Origin of the sequence: Salinispirillum marinum (assembly GCF_042650105.1) — a bacterium.
Classification (GTDB): Bacteria; Pseudomonadota; Gammaproteobacteria; order Pseudomonadales; family Natronospirillaceae; genus Salinispirillum; species Salinispirillum marinum.
On the sequence record NZ_JBHSAL010000001.1, the window covers coordinates 67624 to 82667 of the forward strand.

14 protein-coding genes and 1 pseudogene are annotated in these 15044 nt (G+C 53.0%); 6 read left to right on the top strand and 9 right to left on the bottom strand.

Translation table 11 applies throughout. The annotated features are described in order from the left end of the window. Positions 1-57 precede the first annotated feature (57 nt). From ACFOSD_RS00340 to ACFOSD_RS00350, 3 genes are read right to left on the bottom strand one after another with little or no spacing between them, the layout of a single operon-like run. Positions 58-711, bottom strand: coding sequence for a rhomboid family intramembrane serine protease (locus ACFOSD_RS00340; protein ID WP_380694795.1), 654 nt, complete (start codon positions 709-711; stop codon positions 58-60). Positions 712-719: 8 nt separating this feature from the next. Then, complete coding sequence (gene trxC, locus ACFOSD_RS00345) at positions 720-1169, bottom strand: thioredoxin TrxC (protein ID WP_380694793.1); 450 nt, start codon at positions 1167-1169, stop codon at positions 720-722. 57 nt (positions 1170-1226) lie between these two features. Continuing rightward, positions 1227-2258, bottom strand: coding sequence for a histone deacetylase family protein (locus tag ACFOSD_RS00350; RefSeq protein WP_380694791.1), 1032 nt, complete (start codon positions 2256-2258; stop codon positions 1227-1229). 149 nt (positions 2259-2407) lie between these two features. On the opposite strand from ACFOSD_RS00350, the gene ACFOSD_RS00355 reads away from it, so the two are divergent. Both ACFOSD_RS00355 and ACFOSD_RS00360 read left to right on the top strand, forming a co-directional pair. Beyond that, a complete protein-coding gene (locus tag ACFOSD_RS00355; RefSeq protein ID WP_380694789.1) occupies positions 2408-4030 on the top strand; it encodes a methyl-accepting chemotaxis protein in 1623 nt (540 codons plus the stop codon). Between the two features lie 85 nt (positions 4031-4115). Beyond that, the gene (locus tag ACFOSD_RS00360) at positions 4116-5483 is read left to right on the top strand and encodes an MATE family efflux transporter (protein ID WP_380694787.1); all 1368 of its coding nucleotides are present in this window, start codon (positions 4116-4118) and stop codon (positions 5481-5483) included. Here ACFOSD_RS00360 and ACFOSD_RS00365 read toward each other — a convergent pair. Then, the gene (locus ACFOSD_RS00365; RefSeq protein ID WP_380694785.1) at positions 5480-6169 is read right to left on the bottom strand and encodes a tellurite resistance TerB family protein; all 690 of its coding nucleotides are present in this window, start codon (positions 6167-6169) and stop codon (positions 5480-5482) included. The two genes, ACFOSD_RS00360 and ACFOSD_RS00365, sit on opposite strands and share 4 nt — an antisense overlap. A 180-nt stretch (positions 6170-6349) precedes the next feature. On the opposite strand from ACFOSD_RS00365, the gene ACFOSD_RS00370 reads away from it, so the two are divergent. The 3 genes from ACFOSD_RS00370 (at position 6350) to ACFOSD_RS00380 (ending at position 8410) form a co-directional block, all read left to right on the top strand. Next, positions 6350-6991 (top strand): NAD(P)-dependent oxidoreductase, encoded by a 642-nt coding sequence (locus ACFOSD_RS00370; RefSeq protein WP_380694783.1) that lies wholly within the window; start codon positions 6350-6352, stop codon positions 6989-6991. Positions 6992-7065: 74 nt separating this feature from the next. Continuing rightward, positions 7066-7506 carry a MarR family winged helix-turn-helix transcriptional regulator gene (locus ACFOSD_RS00375; RefSeq protein WP_380694781.1) on the top strand — a complete coding sequence of 147 codons (441 nt, stop codon included), beginning with the start codon at positions 7066-7068 and terminating at the stop codon, positions 7504-7506. 37 nt (positions 7507-7543) lie between these two features. Next, positions 7544-8410 carry an NmrA family NAD(P)-binding protein gene (locus tag ACFOSD_RS00380; RefSeq protein WP_380694779.1) on the top strand — a complete coding sequence of 289 codons (867 nt, stop codon included), beginning with the start codon at positions 7544-7546 and terminating at the stop codon, positions 8408-8410. On the opposite strand, the pseudogene gdhA reads toward ACFOSD_RS00380, so the two are convergent. The 4 genes and pseudogenes from gdhA to ACFOSD_RS00400 form a co-directional block, all read right to left on the bottom strand. Next, a pseudogene (gene gdhA / locus ACFOSD_RS00385) lies at positions 8407-9753 on the bottom strand (NADP-specific glutamate dehydrogenase). The gene ACFOSD_RS00380 and the pseudogene gdhA sit on opposite strands and share 4 nt — an antisense overlap. A gap of 130 nt (positions 9754-9883) precedes the next feature. Further along, entirely contained in the window at positions 9884-10837 is a 954-nt protein-coding gene (locus tag ACFOSD_RS00390) for an acyltransferase family protein (RefSeq protein ID WP_380694777.1), read from the bottom strand. A gap of 96 nt (positions 10838-10933) precedes the next feature. Continuing rightward, the gene (locus ACFOSD_RS00395) at positions 10934-12253 is read right to left on the bottom strand and encodes a GGDEF domain-containing protein (protein ID WP_380694775.1); all 1320 of its coding nucleotides are present in this window, start codon (positions 12251-12253) and stop codon (positions 10934-10936) included. After that, positions 12237-12971, bottom strand: coding sequence for a substrate-binding periplasmic protein (locus tag ACFOSD_RS00400; protein ID WP_380694773.1), 735 nt, complete (start codon positions 12969-12971; stop codon positions 12237-12239). The genes ACFOSD_RS00395 and ACFOSD_RS00400 overlap by 17 nt, the downstream gene beginning before the upstream one ends. A gap of 205 nt (positions 12972-13176) precedes the next feature. Between ACFOSD_RS00400 and ACFOSD_RS00405 the strand changes: the two genes are divergently transcribed. After that, a complete protein-coding gene (locus tag ACFOSD_RS00405; protein ID WP_380694771.1) occupies positions 13177-14079 on the top strand; it encodes a DMT family transporter in 903 nt (300 codons plus the stop codon). On the opposite strand, the gene ACFOSD_RS00410 is transcribed toward ACFOSD_RS00405, so the two are convergent. Then, entirely contained in the window at positions 14076-15026 is a 951-nt protein-coding gene (locus tag ACFOSD_RS00410; RefSeq protein ID WP_380694769.1) for an NAD(P)-dependent oxidoreductase, read from the bottom strand. The genes ACFOSD_RS00405 and ACFOSD_RS00410 overlap by 4 nt on opposite strands. Between the last annotated feature and the right edge of the window lie 18 nt (positions 15027-15044).

Consider the following 15044-nt stretch of genomic DNA (forward strand, 5'->3'; position numbering starts at 1 on the left):
TCAGTGAGGGCAATATAGCACGACTATTTTGTGCTGTGTCGAGGAAAAATTGAGCGTTTATTCGAGGGTGTGATCGGGTTCTCGTAACCGCTGTCGCAAGCGACGGCGCAAGAAAGGAATCCAGATAATCCCTAAGACCGCGCCCGACAACAGCCCCCCAATGTGCGCGGCATTGTCAATCACGCTCATGGTGAAGCCGAGCACAAGGTTAATAGCAATAAACACAAGGGTACCGCGCAAGAAAGCCTGGCGCACTTCTGGGCGAAACAGGTTGCTGAACAACAACGCAAGGAAAAAGCCATAGAGGCCGAATATGGCACCGGAAGCGCCGACACTAACGGCTCCTTCACTGAAGACCACGCTGGTCAAACTGGCAGCAATGCCCGTTAACAGGTAGATCACCAATAATTGCGCTTTACCCAACAGCGGCTCCAGCAACAAGCCCACATTTGCCAACACCAGTGCATTAAAGACCAAGTGCAGCAGACCCCCGTGCATAAACACACTCGACAGCAACCGCCACCATTGCCCGTCGGTGGTCAACGGCGCAAAATTCCCGCCATACAGCGCCAGCGCCTGAGGTGGAAACCACAAAATCTGCTGCGTTATAAGCACGAACGCCGCGAAAACGGCGGCGTTCACATAAATGATCCAGGGCGTCAGGCGGTAGCCGGGGCGTGGGGTAAGTAACTGTGCGATGGGTGAGGACATAATCGCCTCTACACCGCCGCGCCAACACTTGGCAGATTCTGCTGTAACCACTGGCTGAACTGGGGAGCTGGCAGAGCGCCTGCCATTCTCGCTACTTCAATGCCGCGATGCAAAATCAGCAGCGTAGGAATGCTCCTTATGGCGTATCGCGCCGCGATATCCTGCACCGCATCCGTTTCTACTTTCACAAAAAACGCCTTGCCTTCCCACAGTTGTGCTGCTTGATTAAACACCGGCGCCATGGCTTGGCAGGGGCCGCACCAACTGGCCCAAAAATCGACCACAACCGGTAAGTCCTGCTTCAGATATTTCGACCAATTCACGGACGTCGCAACCACAGGTGCTGCCGACAACAGGGGTTGCTTACAGGCACCGCATACCGGCAACTGGTTCATACGCTCGGCGGGTACGCGGTTTAAGCGCGCACAGTGGGCACAGGTGACATTAAGTGTAGACATTGCTGCGTCTCCAAAAGATTATTAGCTTTTGGTTATGTATGGCCAAAACCGCTAATTTCAAGCCTGTTGTTCAAAACCCAGTAAGGTATTTACCGCATTTATGCCAATCTCCTCCACCGCATAACCACCCTCCATGACAAACACCGTCGGCAACCCTAATGCAGCGATCATTTCACCCATGCGCAGATAGTCGTCACTGCGCAGTTTGAACTGTGAAATAGGGTCGTCTGCAAAGGTATCCACGCCCAAGGACACCACCACGGCCTCTGCGCCACAACCGGCCGCCACCCGCAACGCATCTTGCAATGCCTGTGACCAAACCGACCAGTCACTACCAACCGGTAGCGGGTAGTTGTGATTATAGCCCAAGCCTGCGCCTTCACCTCGTTCGTCCGCATAGCCGGTGTAGCAAGGGTATTCGGTTTGTGGGTCACCATGAATGGAAAGAAAGAGCACATCGGGACGTTGATAGAAGATATCCTGTGTGCCATTGCCATGGTGGTAGTCAACATCCAGCACCACCACCTTACGCATCCCACCGTCCAGAAAGGCCTGCGCCACGACGGCCGCATTATTCACATAGCAATAGCCGCCCATGTAGTCGATGCCGGCGTGATGGCCCGGAGGGCGGCACAGTGCGAACGCTGCGCGGTCTCCTGCCGCCACGGCCGCCTGCGCACTCAAGGCCACTTGTGAGCCAGCATAAATAGCTTGCCAGCTGGTGGCCGTCAGTGGTGCTCCGGCATCGAAACTGTAGTAGCCCAGTTTGCCATCGATATCTTTAGGACAACGCGCCTGTACCCGACGCGGCGGCCACGCCAGCGGCAACATGTCGTTAGTGCGGCCCAGTGCGGCCCACTCAGCCCAGGCTCCGGCCAAGAAGTCGATATACTCACCGGCGTGTACGCGTTTTAACGGCGCTATGCCAAAGGCTTCCGGCGGCAACACCGGGCCTAGATTTACGGCCTCGACCCTTGCCAGCACCATATCGGCGCGAGAGGGTTTTTCGAACACCGGCACCAACTGGCCATCGTTCAATTCGGCGTTAGCATGGTGTAAACGGTGGTCTTCGGAGTAAAAGGTTTTCATGGTGCAGCCCTATATAGAGGGTAAGGATGTAAGATGGTTAGATAGACCATAATAATCTAACAATAATAACTAACCGAACAGCTTGGAAAAGCCTATAGTGTCAATGGACAGCAAATCTGCTTCCGCCCTATATCCATTGAGGACTCATCATGCTCAGAAACCTGCGTATACGGGCTCGCTTAGGCGCGGCCTTTGCTGTGCTGATCGCGCTCATCGTTGCATTAGGCGTTTTTTCCGTCAACGAGTTAAGTGCATTAAACGATGAAATTGACCTGATTGACCGCCAACGCGTCCCGGCTTTGGCCGCTGCCGCGAACATGAATCAGGAGTTTATGATTGTTCGCCTGTACACCGGCAACCTGCTCGGTGCGACCACGGATACCGAACGTCAGCGCTACGAGGCAAGAATTCAAGAAGCTCGGACAGCCTTTAATGCGGCAAAAACGCAGTTCAGCCACGTGGTCACCTCAGCGCAAGGGCGCAGCCTGTTAGCCGAAGTTGAAACCGCCGAGCGGCAATATTGGGCTTTAAATGAACAACTGCGGGCGCAGGTTCGCGCCGGACAAGTTGCCGAAGCTCGCACGCTGCGCATAGAACGCATGGACCCGGTAGCCATCAATCAGACCAATACGATTGAAAAGTTGGTTAGCTATCAGGTGCAGTTAATCACCACCACGGCAGAGCTGGGGCAACGCATTTATGACCGCGCCTTGCAGGCAACGATCGGTGCCTTAATGGCGATGGTGGTGATTGCCGTAGCCATCGCATGGCGCATTGCTGACAGCATCAACAAGCCCATGAGCTTTGCCGTCAACGTGGCGAACACCATTGCGGGCAATGATTTGACCACGAACATCAAACCCGATGGCGCGGATGAAGTCACCGATTTAATGAATGCATTGGCTCGCATGCAAGCAGCGCTGCGCGACAATTTAGGGAAAATTTCTTCGTCTTCCGATCAACTGGCCGCGTCTTCCGAGGAGTTGAGCGTGGTCACGCACGAAACCAATGAAAACTTGCAGCGCCAGAACGATGAGTTGGAACAAGCCGCGACGGCGGTCAATGAACTGACGGCTGCAATAGAAGAAGTCGCGGGCAATGCGGTAAAAACCTCCGAAGAAACACAAAAAGCACAAGAAGAAACTCGTACCGGACGGCAAAAAGTAGAAGCCACGGTGCGGTCCATAGAACAATTGGCAAAGACCATCAACAACACAGCAATGGACATGGAGAGCTTGTCAAAACGCGTGGCTGACGTATCTTCAGTGCTCGTGGTTATTCGTGCCATTGCCGAACAAACCAATCTTTTGGCGTTAAACGCTGCCATTGAGGCGGCCCGTGCGGGTGAAGCCGGGCGTGGCTTCGCGGTGGTAGCCGACGAGGTACGTGCACTGGCCAGCCGGACGCAAAATTCCACCCGCGAAATTGAAGAAATCATCAGCGCGGTTGAAGGCGTAACGGCGCAAGCCGTCACCGCAATGCGTGACAGCAATGCCAGCGCCAACGACACCTTGGATGCCGGACGTGAAGCAGGCACCGCACTGACCGCCATTGCCCGACTCATCGATGTCATCAATGATCGTAATGCGTCCTCAGCCAGTGCTGCCGAGCAACAGGCGCAAGTCGCGCGTGAAGTCGACCGCAGTTTGGTCACCATTAGAGACATTGCGGTGCAGAACGCCACCGGCGCGAACCAGACCAGTTCATCCAGCCAGGAGTTGGCGCGGTTGGCGGAACAGTTGAATCTGTTGGTGGCGCAGTATCAGGTCTAGCCTGGCACAAAGGTGACAATCATCACTTCCGCTCGTGGGAGGGGTCAAGCATCATCGCTCCCCTCCATCTTTTAGGCTTGTTACCTTGGAACGCACTAACCACGCCCTAACCAGCGCCGTTTTACCGACATTTTACCGCTTGTGGTTCCCCTCCATGATCGGCTTGTTGGCGCTATCCACTGCCAGTATCGTGGACGGGCTGTTCATCGGCAATTTTGTTGGGGCACGCGCGCTGGCGGCCGTCAATCTGATCATCCCATTCTTTGGCATTCTGTTTGGCACCACCTTTATGCTGGCCATGGGTGGGTCGGTACGCGCGGGTAAATACATAGGCGAAGCGAACTATGATGGCGCGGCCGGTATTTTTTCAAAAACCCTGCTTGCCGTGGGTATGCTTGCCTTTGTGGTCACCACCTTAGGCATTCTGTTTGAAACCGCCCTATTGAAAGCACTGGGCGGCACCGACGAAATTCTGCCGCTCATGCAAACGTATTTTCGTATAACGCTGGGCTTCATTTGGGCTCAGTTGTTGATGGTTACCATGTACTTTTTTGTCCGGGTAGATGGTTATCCGGGCTTGGCCGCTATTGCCTTGGTCATTGGTTCGGGCATCAATATAGGCTTGGACTATCTATTTATCGCCCATTTCGAGTGGGGCATTGCCGGTGCCGCGTGGGCAACCGGGTTGTCGCAAGCGCTGCCACTTTTGGTCATGTGTCGATATTTTTTTTACAAGCAAAGGCATCTTCGGTTTGGCCTACAACGCGGGCGCTGGAAAGAATTGTTTTCGTCGGCGTTTAATGGACTGTCTGAGTTCGTCAACGAAATTTCCGGCTCGGTCATTGCCTTGATTCTGAACTGGCTGTTTGTCTTGCGTTTTGGCGTCGAGGGCGTAGCGGCGATTACGGTACTCAATTACCTCTTGGTGATCGGCATGATGATGGTATTTTCCATCGGTGACGCAGGCGGCGTGTTCGTAAGCCAAAATTATGGGGCGCGCCAGCTGGCTCGTATAAGGCAGTTCCTAGCCACCAGTGCCCTGAATGCATTAGCCATTGCCGCTGTATTTATTGGCCTTTTGCTGTGGCAAACCGAAACTTTAGTGTCGGCGTTTTTGAACGCCGATGAAGTCGAAGTCATTGCCCTGACCACCGAATTGATCGGCTGGGTTTGGCCGGTCTTTGTTGTGAACGGCCTAACCATGATTGTGACCTCTTACCTCACCGCCTTGCATCAGCCTGTGCCCTCCGCAATCATTGCGCTCAGCCGAGGTTTGATACTGCCTGCCAGCCTACTACTGACGTTCTACTTTATGTTTCCACAATGGCCATTCATTGTGGCACTGCCCATTGCCGAATGGTTGACTTTTGGCTTGGCCTTAGTCTTTTTGTGGCGTTTCTTTCCACGAGAAGGCTTGTTCGAACGCCTGGACCCCAAAGCAGAAAGCCGCTAACGCATTTCTAATACTTGCGTTTCCAACTCCTGAACCAAAGAGGGATCCAGCTTCAACTGGCGCGCAAGCTCGGTTAAATACGCCTTTTCCATAAAGTTTTGCTCGTCCACCACCAACAAACTCGCTAAGTACATCTCTGCAGCCATCTCCGGAGTGGTGGCTGCACGGGCTATATCGGCCGGGTCCAAAGGCTTACGCAGTTCCTCGTCAAACCACCGGGTTAGTTCAGCATCACTACTGAGCTTCTGGATTTCTCCGTCAATCAGCTCGCGTTCTTTGTCATCAATATGACCATCCGCTTTCGCCGCCCCAATGATGGCACGAAGAATGGCATGGCTATGCTGTTCCGCTTGCGGGGCTGGTAATCGGTCTACCGTTTCAGGCGTACCCTGCGGTGCAGTTGTTTGGTTTTTCTGGTAATTGCTATAGGCCTTGTAGGCCACCACACCCAATGCCGCCAAACCACCATACACGGCGACCTTGCCACCCGTTTTGCGCAGCTTTTTATTGCCCAGTAGCATCCCCAGCGCACCACCAGCCATCAAGCCTTTGCCTTGCCCCCCTAGCAAACCTGACAGCTGAGACACTTTATCGGTTGCCGCCGATTTGGCTTGGTTGGCCGCCGGGTTTTGCATCAAATTACCACCGGACTGCAACAATTGGTCGATCAAACCGCGGGTGTTCATGGCTTTATCCTCTAGGCTTTGGCTTATAAATATTTACGATAGTTAATTTACCGTGAAAACCCATTCCCGTAATTGGGAAGACAAAATTTTTACCTGTTAATGGAATTTATTTTTAAAAACCATTGCTGTTATTTCTAACTTCAGTAATATTGTTGCGTACGCAACTTAATTGAGGTTTATATGAAAATTGCCGTCTTTGGTGGCTCCGGACAAACTGGCCGCCACGTTATTCAAACCGCGCTGGAAAAGGGTTATGACGTTAAGGCATTGGTTCGCGACCCGGCTAAAATCGATAGGTCTTTTGCGCAGGACAATCCACAACGCCTAAAATGGATACAAGGCGATTTGCTGGATGCAGAAGCGGTAACGCAAACCCTAACCGATTGTGATGGTTTTATTTTCGCCGCCGGGCCAGTGAAAGGCGGCCACCCTGACCTACCATATTTAGCCGCAAAAAATGTCACGGAGGCCGCCACTCAGCTGGGTATCAAGCGCTTGGTCTGGCTGCTAGGTGCTGCGGTGATAGATGAACGCGACGCGCCAGATTTCGGGCGCAAGATCATTCGCTTTATCATGAAATTCACGGCACGTGATGTACTAGAATCCAGCGAGCGGGCATACCAACATCTGGTAAATTCAGGGCTGGATTACACCGTTGTGCGACCACCGATTTTGGCCAATGGGCCAGCGCAGGGCAATCTGAAGGCGTCATATCAGCCGCCTAAACCTCGTGGTATCAGCCGGACTGACTTGGGCCGTTTTATGGTCGAAACCCTGACGGACGATGTGTGGCGGGATGGGTCTCCAATGGTAAGCTACTAAGGCAGCATACTTAACGCATTGACCATAGACAAGCCGCCAGAGGTGCCAAGATGCAGTACGACAATAGGGACAGTATGGATAATACGCATAATGTAGACAGCGCCTTTGGGTATCACCTTTGGCTGCTCAACCGGCTGGCGCAAGGACGTTTCAGCAAAGTGCTTGCCCCGTTGTCTATTGGCCCCGGCCAACAAGTCTATTTACTAGCGCTTCAGGAGTCTGAATGTATTCACCAGGATGCGTTAGCACAGCGCCTATCGGTCGATAAATCCAATGTAACGCGCGCGCTCACAGCGTTGAGCAATGAAGGCTATTTGGAACGCAACAAAAGCCTAACCGATGGTCGACAATGGCTGGTTCGCTTAACACCCAAAGGCATTGCTGCCCGGCGTGAAGTCATCACCCATGCACAGGCGTGGATAGACGAATTGAAGACCCCGTTAACAGATACTGAGTGGCAACAGTTAACAGGACTACTGGCAAAAGTGTGCCTACCTTTCGCGGGCATCCGATAATGGCGCTATTTTGGTAAAACGCATTTAGGAGAAATGTATGAAGGTTCTGATCACCGGCGCAACCGGCAATGTGGGCCTTGCGTTGCTTAGAGCGTTAGTCGATCAGCCGTCAATTGAGGTTGTAGCCGGCGTCCGCGACGTCGACAAGGATAAAGCACAATTTGATGAACTCAAACATTTGGAATGTCGACATTTCGATTTTGGGCGGGAAGCAACCTTTGATGCCGCGCTGCACGGCATTGACTTGGTATTTCTATTGCGACCACCACCTATCGCCGACATCCCACGTTTCTTTGCTCCCTTAATTCAAAAAATCAAACACTCTGGTATCACTAAGGTGGTGCTTTTGTCGGTACAAGGGGCCGAGCGTTCCAACATTATTCCGCACCGTAAGATAGAAAAACTCATCCTAGCGCACGAGCTGGAATATATCTTTCTCCGGCCAAGCTACTTTATGGAAAATCTGACTACCACCCTATTGCCGGAAATCAAAGCTCTACGCACCATTACCTTGCCGTCTCGCAATGCTCAGTTTAACTGGGTTAGCGTGCAAGATATCGGAGCCATCGCCGCGAACTTGATGGTCCACTTTGAAACTCACAAAAACCAAGCCTTGGTCATTTCAGGCAATGAAAATCTATCGTTTGATGAGGTCGTGCAACGTCTCAATAGACTGACCGGAGCACGAATACGGTATAAAAGTGTTAACCCGCTTCGCTACTATTATCTGAAGAGACGAGAAGGCCAGCCCCGAGATAAAGTCATGGTTATGCTTGTCTTACACTTTTTACCGGTGCTGCAAGGGCCACCGAAAATCAGTGACCGCTTTCAAACCATCATGCAGCGAAAACCGATTCTTCTTGAGCAATTTATTGCCGATAATCAGCGTCACTTTCTCCGCTAAATCAAACCAAACGCCAACATGGCATCGGCGACCCGCCGGAATCCGGCGATATTAGCCCCTACCACATAGTTGCCCGGGGCGCCGTAGGCTTCCGCCGCTTCATGACAATCACGAAAGATGTTGCGCATAATGTTGTGCAACCGTTCATCTGTGTACTCAAATGTCCATGCATCCCGGCTGGCGTTCTGCTGCATTTCGAGTGCGGACGTCGCAACACCGCCGGCATTGGCGGCCTTGCCCGGTCCGTAGGCCAGCTTAGCCTGTTCGAAGACCTTCATGGCGGTGGGCGTACAGGGCATGTTGGCACCTTCACAGACGGCAATACAGCCCTGGTCCACTAAGGTCCTCGCGGCTTGTTCATCCAGTTCATTCTGTGTCGCGCAGGGCAAGGCGATATCACATGGAATATCCCAGATTGATACCTTCGCCCTAAATTCTGCGCTTTCATGGTGATCTTGATAGGCGGAAATACGCGCCCGTTCGACTTCCTTCAGCCGCTTAATCGTGTCTAAATTCAATCCTTTCGGGTCGTAGATTACGCCACTAGAGTCCGAGCAGGCCACCACCTTAACGCCCAAGGCTTGCAATTTTTCCATGGCGTAAATGGCTACATTGCCGGAACCAGACACCACGGCCGTTTTGTCGGCCAACCGGTGACCACGGGCCTTGAGCATTTCATCCAGGAAATAAACCACACCATAGCCGGTTGCCTCTTTGCGCACCAAAGAGCCTCCCCACTGCGGACTTTTGCCAGTAAACACACCCGATTCATAACGGTTGGTGATGCGTTTGTATTGCCCAAAAAGATAGCCGATTTCACGGGCGCCCACGCCAATATCTCCGGCCGGAACATCGGTTTGCTCACCGATATGACGGTACAGCTCGGTCATATAACTTTGACAGAACCTCATAACTTCATCATCGGACTTACCCTTGGGATCAAAATCTGAACCGCCTTTACCGCCGCCGATGGGGAGGCCAGTTAAGGCATTCTTGAAAATCTGCTCAAAGCCCAAGAACTTGATGGTGTCGAGATACACACTGGGATGGAACCGCAAACCGCCTTTTTAGGGCCCTAGGGCGCTGTTAAAACCCACACGGAAGCCACGATTGATCTGTACTTCACCGGTGTCGTCCTGCCAGGGTACGCGGAAAATAATTTGCCGTTCCGGTTCACAAATACGCTCAATGATTTTCCGTTCGGCGTATTTGGGGTGCTCCCGCAATACCGGCGTTAGGGTATCCAAAACTTCTTTCACCGCTTGATGAAAATCGGTTTCTCCGGGGTTCCGCGCCACCACTTGCTGATAAATATCAGAGATGCGCTGAGCTGCTTCTGGCATGCCACCTGCTCCTGTCCTACGACCATAAATAGTCCGCCATTGTGGCCGAATCAGGGCGAAAGCTGTAGCGCATTGCGCTCTCTATACGTGGACGCTGCTTACCGTGTTCTCGTATTAAAATTTACCCGCATTAGGTCGTCGGTCGCTTCCGCAGCAGCCTGCTTTCGAGTCGGCTCACGCCATAAGCCCCGAGCGTCAGCAACACCATAAAGAGGCCGACCGCCAACATGACCGGCATGCCGTTCTCCGTCATCCATTGCACCAAAAACAGGTAAGGGTAGTGCAACAAAAACATCGGGAAAGCGAGATCACTGAAAAAGGCGACAAGTCGACCTGATCCCACGTTGAGACACGACCAGACCGTCGGTTTTAGCGTCATCGCTAACCACATTCCAGCACCAAATTCGAACACCCGGCACAGTGGAAACCAGTCGCCGGGTCGAGCCGGCATAAATCCGAACTGTCGGTAAACCCAGCCTTCCACGTCGTCTAGCCATGAGGACGACAACCACGGCAAACCATACTGACCCACATACCATCGACTCAGCACACTCACCAAAAACAATATCCCAAGAGTAAGATGTGGGCGACGTTTCATGCAGAAAGCCAATAGCGGGAACACGGCATACATCGACAGGATTAACCCGATGAACCAACTGGGGGGATTGTAGGGCCCGCCCCACATCCCCCACCACGCGTAGAACCCGGTCACGCTGCCGAGCACATCGACCCCTGCACCATTCGGAAATAATGCAGGGCCATCACCTTCCAGCAGCCAACCGCTCAGCCAATACCCCAAGATTGAAAGCGGTAACGTGAGCCAGTAGAGCGGGTAAATACGTCGCGCTTTTTTTAACAGATACGCACCATAGCTCAGCCGTTTGGGCGCATCCGTCAGTCCCGCCAATAGACCGGACAGCACTAGGAATAGTGTTACACCGATGCCCCCCAGGCTGACATAGTAAAAATTTTTGATACCGAAAAAGTCCCCCAATGGGGCGTCCAGCAACTGCCCGAAATGCGCCATAAATACCAAGGTTATGGCCCCAATTCGAAACACATCAAGCAATAGTGATCGTGTCATGCTGTTTGGCAATCAGGTGAATAAGGGCCTTGAATTGTCTTGGGATTAAATTTCAAGCGTGTGACGGTAGGATGAACGTTAGATGTCCAGTGCAGGCTAACGGTGACTGTCTTTTGATTCCGCACTGCAAATTCGGTTCCGACCCTGAGACTTGGCGCGATAGAGCTGTTCATCGGCTTCACCCAATAACGCTTCTGCAGTACTGTCATGGGGTCCAGGTACGCGTGCCGCCACGCCCATACTGAGCGTGATAAAAGCTTGCTCGTCTGCCTGAATGTGCGGGATTTTCAATTCGGCAATGGTATTCTGAATACGCTCGGCAACGCTCAATGCTTCGGTCAGAGAAGTGTTCGACAGCACGCACACAAACTCTTCTCCACCATAGCGGGCCACAAAGTCACTCTGGCGAACCATCGCATTCGCCAGCGCAGCCGCTACCTGACGTAAACAATCATCACCTTCAATATGGCCGTAATGATCGTTGTAGGGTTTGAACTGGTCAATGTCCATAAAGATGATCGCCAGAGGTTGGCCATTGGCTTTTGCCAGCGTCCATTCTTTGGCAAACACAGCATCAAATTGGCGCCGGTTGGCGATGCCGGTGAGTCCGTCAACGGTACTGATATGGCGCAGTTGGTCGCGCTGGTCCAAACCTTTTTGGAAGGCTTGCAGTACGTCATCCAATCCGTCTACCAAGCGCCCTAGTTCATCATTTTCATGGTGCAATAATTCAGGCTTAGGCCATTGCCCCGGGTGTTTGGGGTTCACTTGTTGTAGGGCATCATACACGCGCAGTAGTGGCTGGGTGATTAACCACGAAAACACCCACACCAAGAGCAGTGAAATCGCGAGCGCCTTAACGGCGCCGACGGCAAAAATCAGCCGGGTGTTGGCGATAAATTCGCGCGCCACGACATCCAGCGCCAAGGTCATCGACAGCGTACCAACCCGCTCTTGATCACCCTGCCGACTGATTTGATAGAGCAGTATCTGATCCCGCTGCTTGATATCTGCGAACAGCCTGTTCAACAAGGGTCCTCTGAATGCTTGGTCAGTACGCGATTGCTTGGCCATGCTACGACCAAAGTCGTCTTTTAACTCGACATGTCGCCAGATTCCCGTAGCGAACAAGCCATTGACGACACGCTCGGCCAACTCGGGATTAAGCTGAAAAGCAGCTTCCGCCGCTGTCCCTTCGACCAGTGCGATGCTCCGGTCTATTTGTGTCTGTACATCGGCTCGCAAGTTGCGAGCATTAACGACCAGTTCAACCATACCGGCTAATGCGCTTAGGCTGAGTGCAACAGAAAGCGTCCAAATGGCCTGTTTGGTGGTCAGGCTGCGTATACGACGACGCCATGAGCGCTTCGGTGCGGTATTCAAAACCATACGTTCAACATCATCGGGCGTGGTCATGGGCCTGCCGCTTCGCTTGCACGCGATCTAAAGCCGCCTGCAAGCGCTCCACAATGGCCGGGTCAGTATCTTTCTGCACGGCAAAATACAGGGCAGATTCGCTCAACACCCATACCGGGGCTACTTGTTCTGGGTCCATCCCGTGTTGCTCCATTAGCCAGTAGGCAACCTCTTCACCGTAGGCCCACAAATCTACGCGTTGCGCGGATAACATGGACGCCGCGCTTTGATTACTGAAAGCATAGAGGATCTGTTCTTCGTCGATACCCAACTCCAGCAAGCGCTGGGCTCCGATATCTTCCCGAATTGCGGCGACTTTTAACCCTTGGCGGGTGATGTCTTCGATTGAAGACAACGATACGGGCGCATCACGATGCGCTAACAGCACCACACGATCGGGCGCGATAGGCCCAACCCATTGAAAAAGCGACTCACGAGCGGTGGTTCTGGTGGTGGAAAACAACAGGGTATTGGGCACGTGCAACGCCGTTTCGTAGGCTCTGGCCCAAGGTAATAAACGCACAGCGGACGGATCAAATTCATAACCGGCCTCTGCCATCATGTCGGTCAACAACGACACGGCGAAGCCGGCGACACCATTCTCCGTAGCATAATTAAACGGCGGATATTCCTCGGTGATGAAAGTCAGTCTGTCTTCCGCCATGGAGGCGATTGCGCTTGAGAGCAGCAACATACCAACAGCAAGTCGAAACAGCATAGACAATTCGCGCCTTTATCAATGATCACAATAAAACGGTTTTCAGTATAGGTGAGAATACGCGGTTTGCGCCTCCCCTTTCTGTCCGAAAGGACAATTCTGTAAGGATTCTCTGCCAAACGCAATTCAGTAAAAACCGATGAAGCACCAAGAAGCATGATATATTCGCGCTGTTTTGGTGCATCTATTTTTAAGGATTCCATCTGTGACTACGCATCGTTGGTTCGATTGGGCTTTATTGCTGAGCTTATCGTTGGCTTGGGGCTTTACCTTTGTACTCATCTCCGTGGCTTTACACAGTTTTCCACCCATGACCTTGGTGTCCATCCGGTTGATCACGGGTGCGCTAACGCTTTACATTGTCCTGCGTTGGCAGGGGCTACGTCTCCCGACGGGATGGGCTTGGTGGCGGCGTTTTGCAACGCTGGCGGCCGTGGGTAACATTGTGCCCTTCACCCTGATTTCTTGGGGTGAGCTTTATATTTCCAGCAGCTTAGCGGGGATTTTGATGGCGTTAATGCCCATCAGTGTGATGATTTTGGCGCATTTCTTTGTCGCCAACGAACGCATTACGCCGCGCAAGGCCACCGGCTTTATTTTGGGCTTGGTGGGAGTGCTGGTTTTGGTCGGCACGGAAGCCCTTACCGGCTTGGGTGGCATCAACCTGTTAGCGCAGGTCGCGATCATTGCTGCTACGCTGTGTTATGCCGTGAACAGCATCATCACCAAGCGATTGCCGACCGTGCATGTTTTGGTGGCAGCCACCGGCACCTTGGTAGCGGGTAGTTTGATCCTCACGCCGCTAGCGCTGTGGGTGGACCAGCCTTGGCAAAACAGCATTCAACCGGGTGCTATGGCCGCTGTCTTGGTGTTGGGTGTGATGTCGACCGGGCTAGCAACTTGGGTTTATTTTCTGATTGTCGCGCGCCGAGGCCCCAGTTTTTTATCGATGATCAACTACATCATCCCGGTGGTGGCGTTTGGCGCTGGGGTATGGCTACTGAGTGAGCCCGCCAGCGTACAAAAATTCATTGCCTTGGGAACGATATTTGCGGGCATTGCGATCAGTCAAACGAAGCGCTCGCGCAAAACCGCGCCACACCCTTAACCTTGGTAGGTGGTCACAAAAGCATTTATTCGGGTGATCACCTGCGCCATCAAAGCGGTGATCGCCTCGTCCGAGCTCCACGCAATGTGCGGAGTGATGATGACGTTTGGCTCGTCCATCACAGCACACAAGGGATTTTCTGCACGCAGCGGCTCGGCGCTCACCACATCAAGGGCGACGCCACCTAAATGACCGCTGGATATTGCCTGCACCAGATCGGCTTCATTCACTAATCCGCCACGTGATGGGTTAAGCAACAGAGCACCAGGTTTCATGCGTTGCAGGAAGACTGAATTGACCATGCCGGCGTTGTCGTCCGTTAGCGGGCAACACAGCACCAAGGCGTCTAACGTAGGCAGAGTCGCGTTTAGGTCATGGTAGCCGCTGCGGACTTTGCCCGCGGTAGGGCGTTCTAAAAACAAGACATTACTGCCCATGGCCTGTAAGCGATCAGCCACGCCTTGCCCAATGGCACCACGGCCCAAAATGCCTACGGTCATGGTACGTACTTCGCGCACAGGTGCGGTCCGCAATGCAAAGAATTCACTGTCTAACCAACCGCGTGCTTCTTGAATGCGTCGATACGCCGTATGGCTCTGCACCAAGCTGAACAACTGACCGACCACCCATTCCGGCACAGCATGGCGGGCATAGCCTTGCACATTCCCCACGCCAATGCCGAGTTCACGGCAGGCATCGATATCCACATTGTTCATGCCAGTGGCGCTGACCTGCACGTATTTCAATTTCGGGCATTGCGTCAACACCGCACGGTCCAGTACCACTTTATTGGTGATGGCGATATCGGTGTTTTGCAAACGCTCGACCACGGCATCCGGTGATGTATTGTGGTGCGCCTGCCAAACATGGGCGAAATCGGGCGCTTCCCATTGTATGTGCGGAGGTATGGTGCCCTGATCCAGAAAGGTAATGTGCCAAGGTTGCATCGCAAGTCGCCCTCGTAC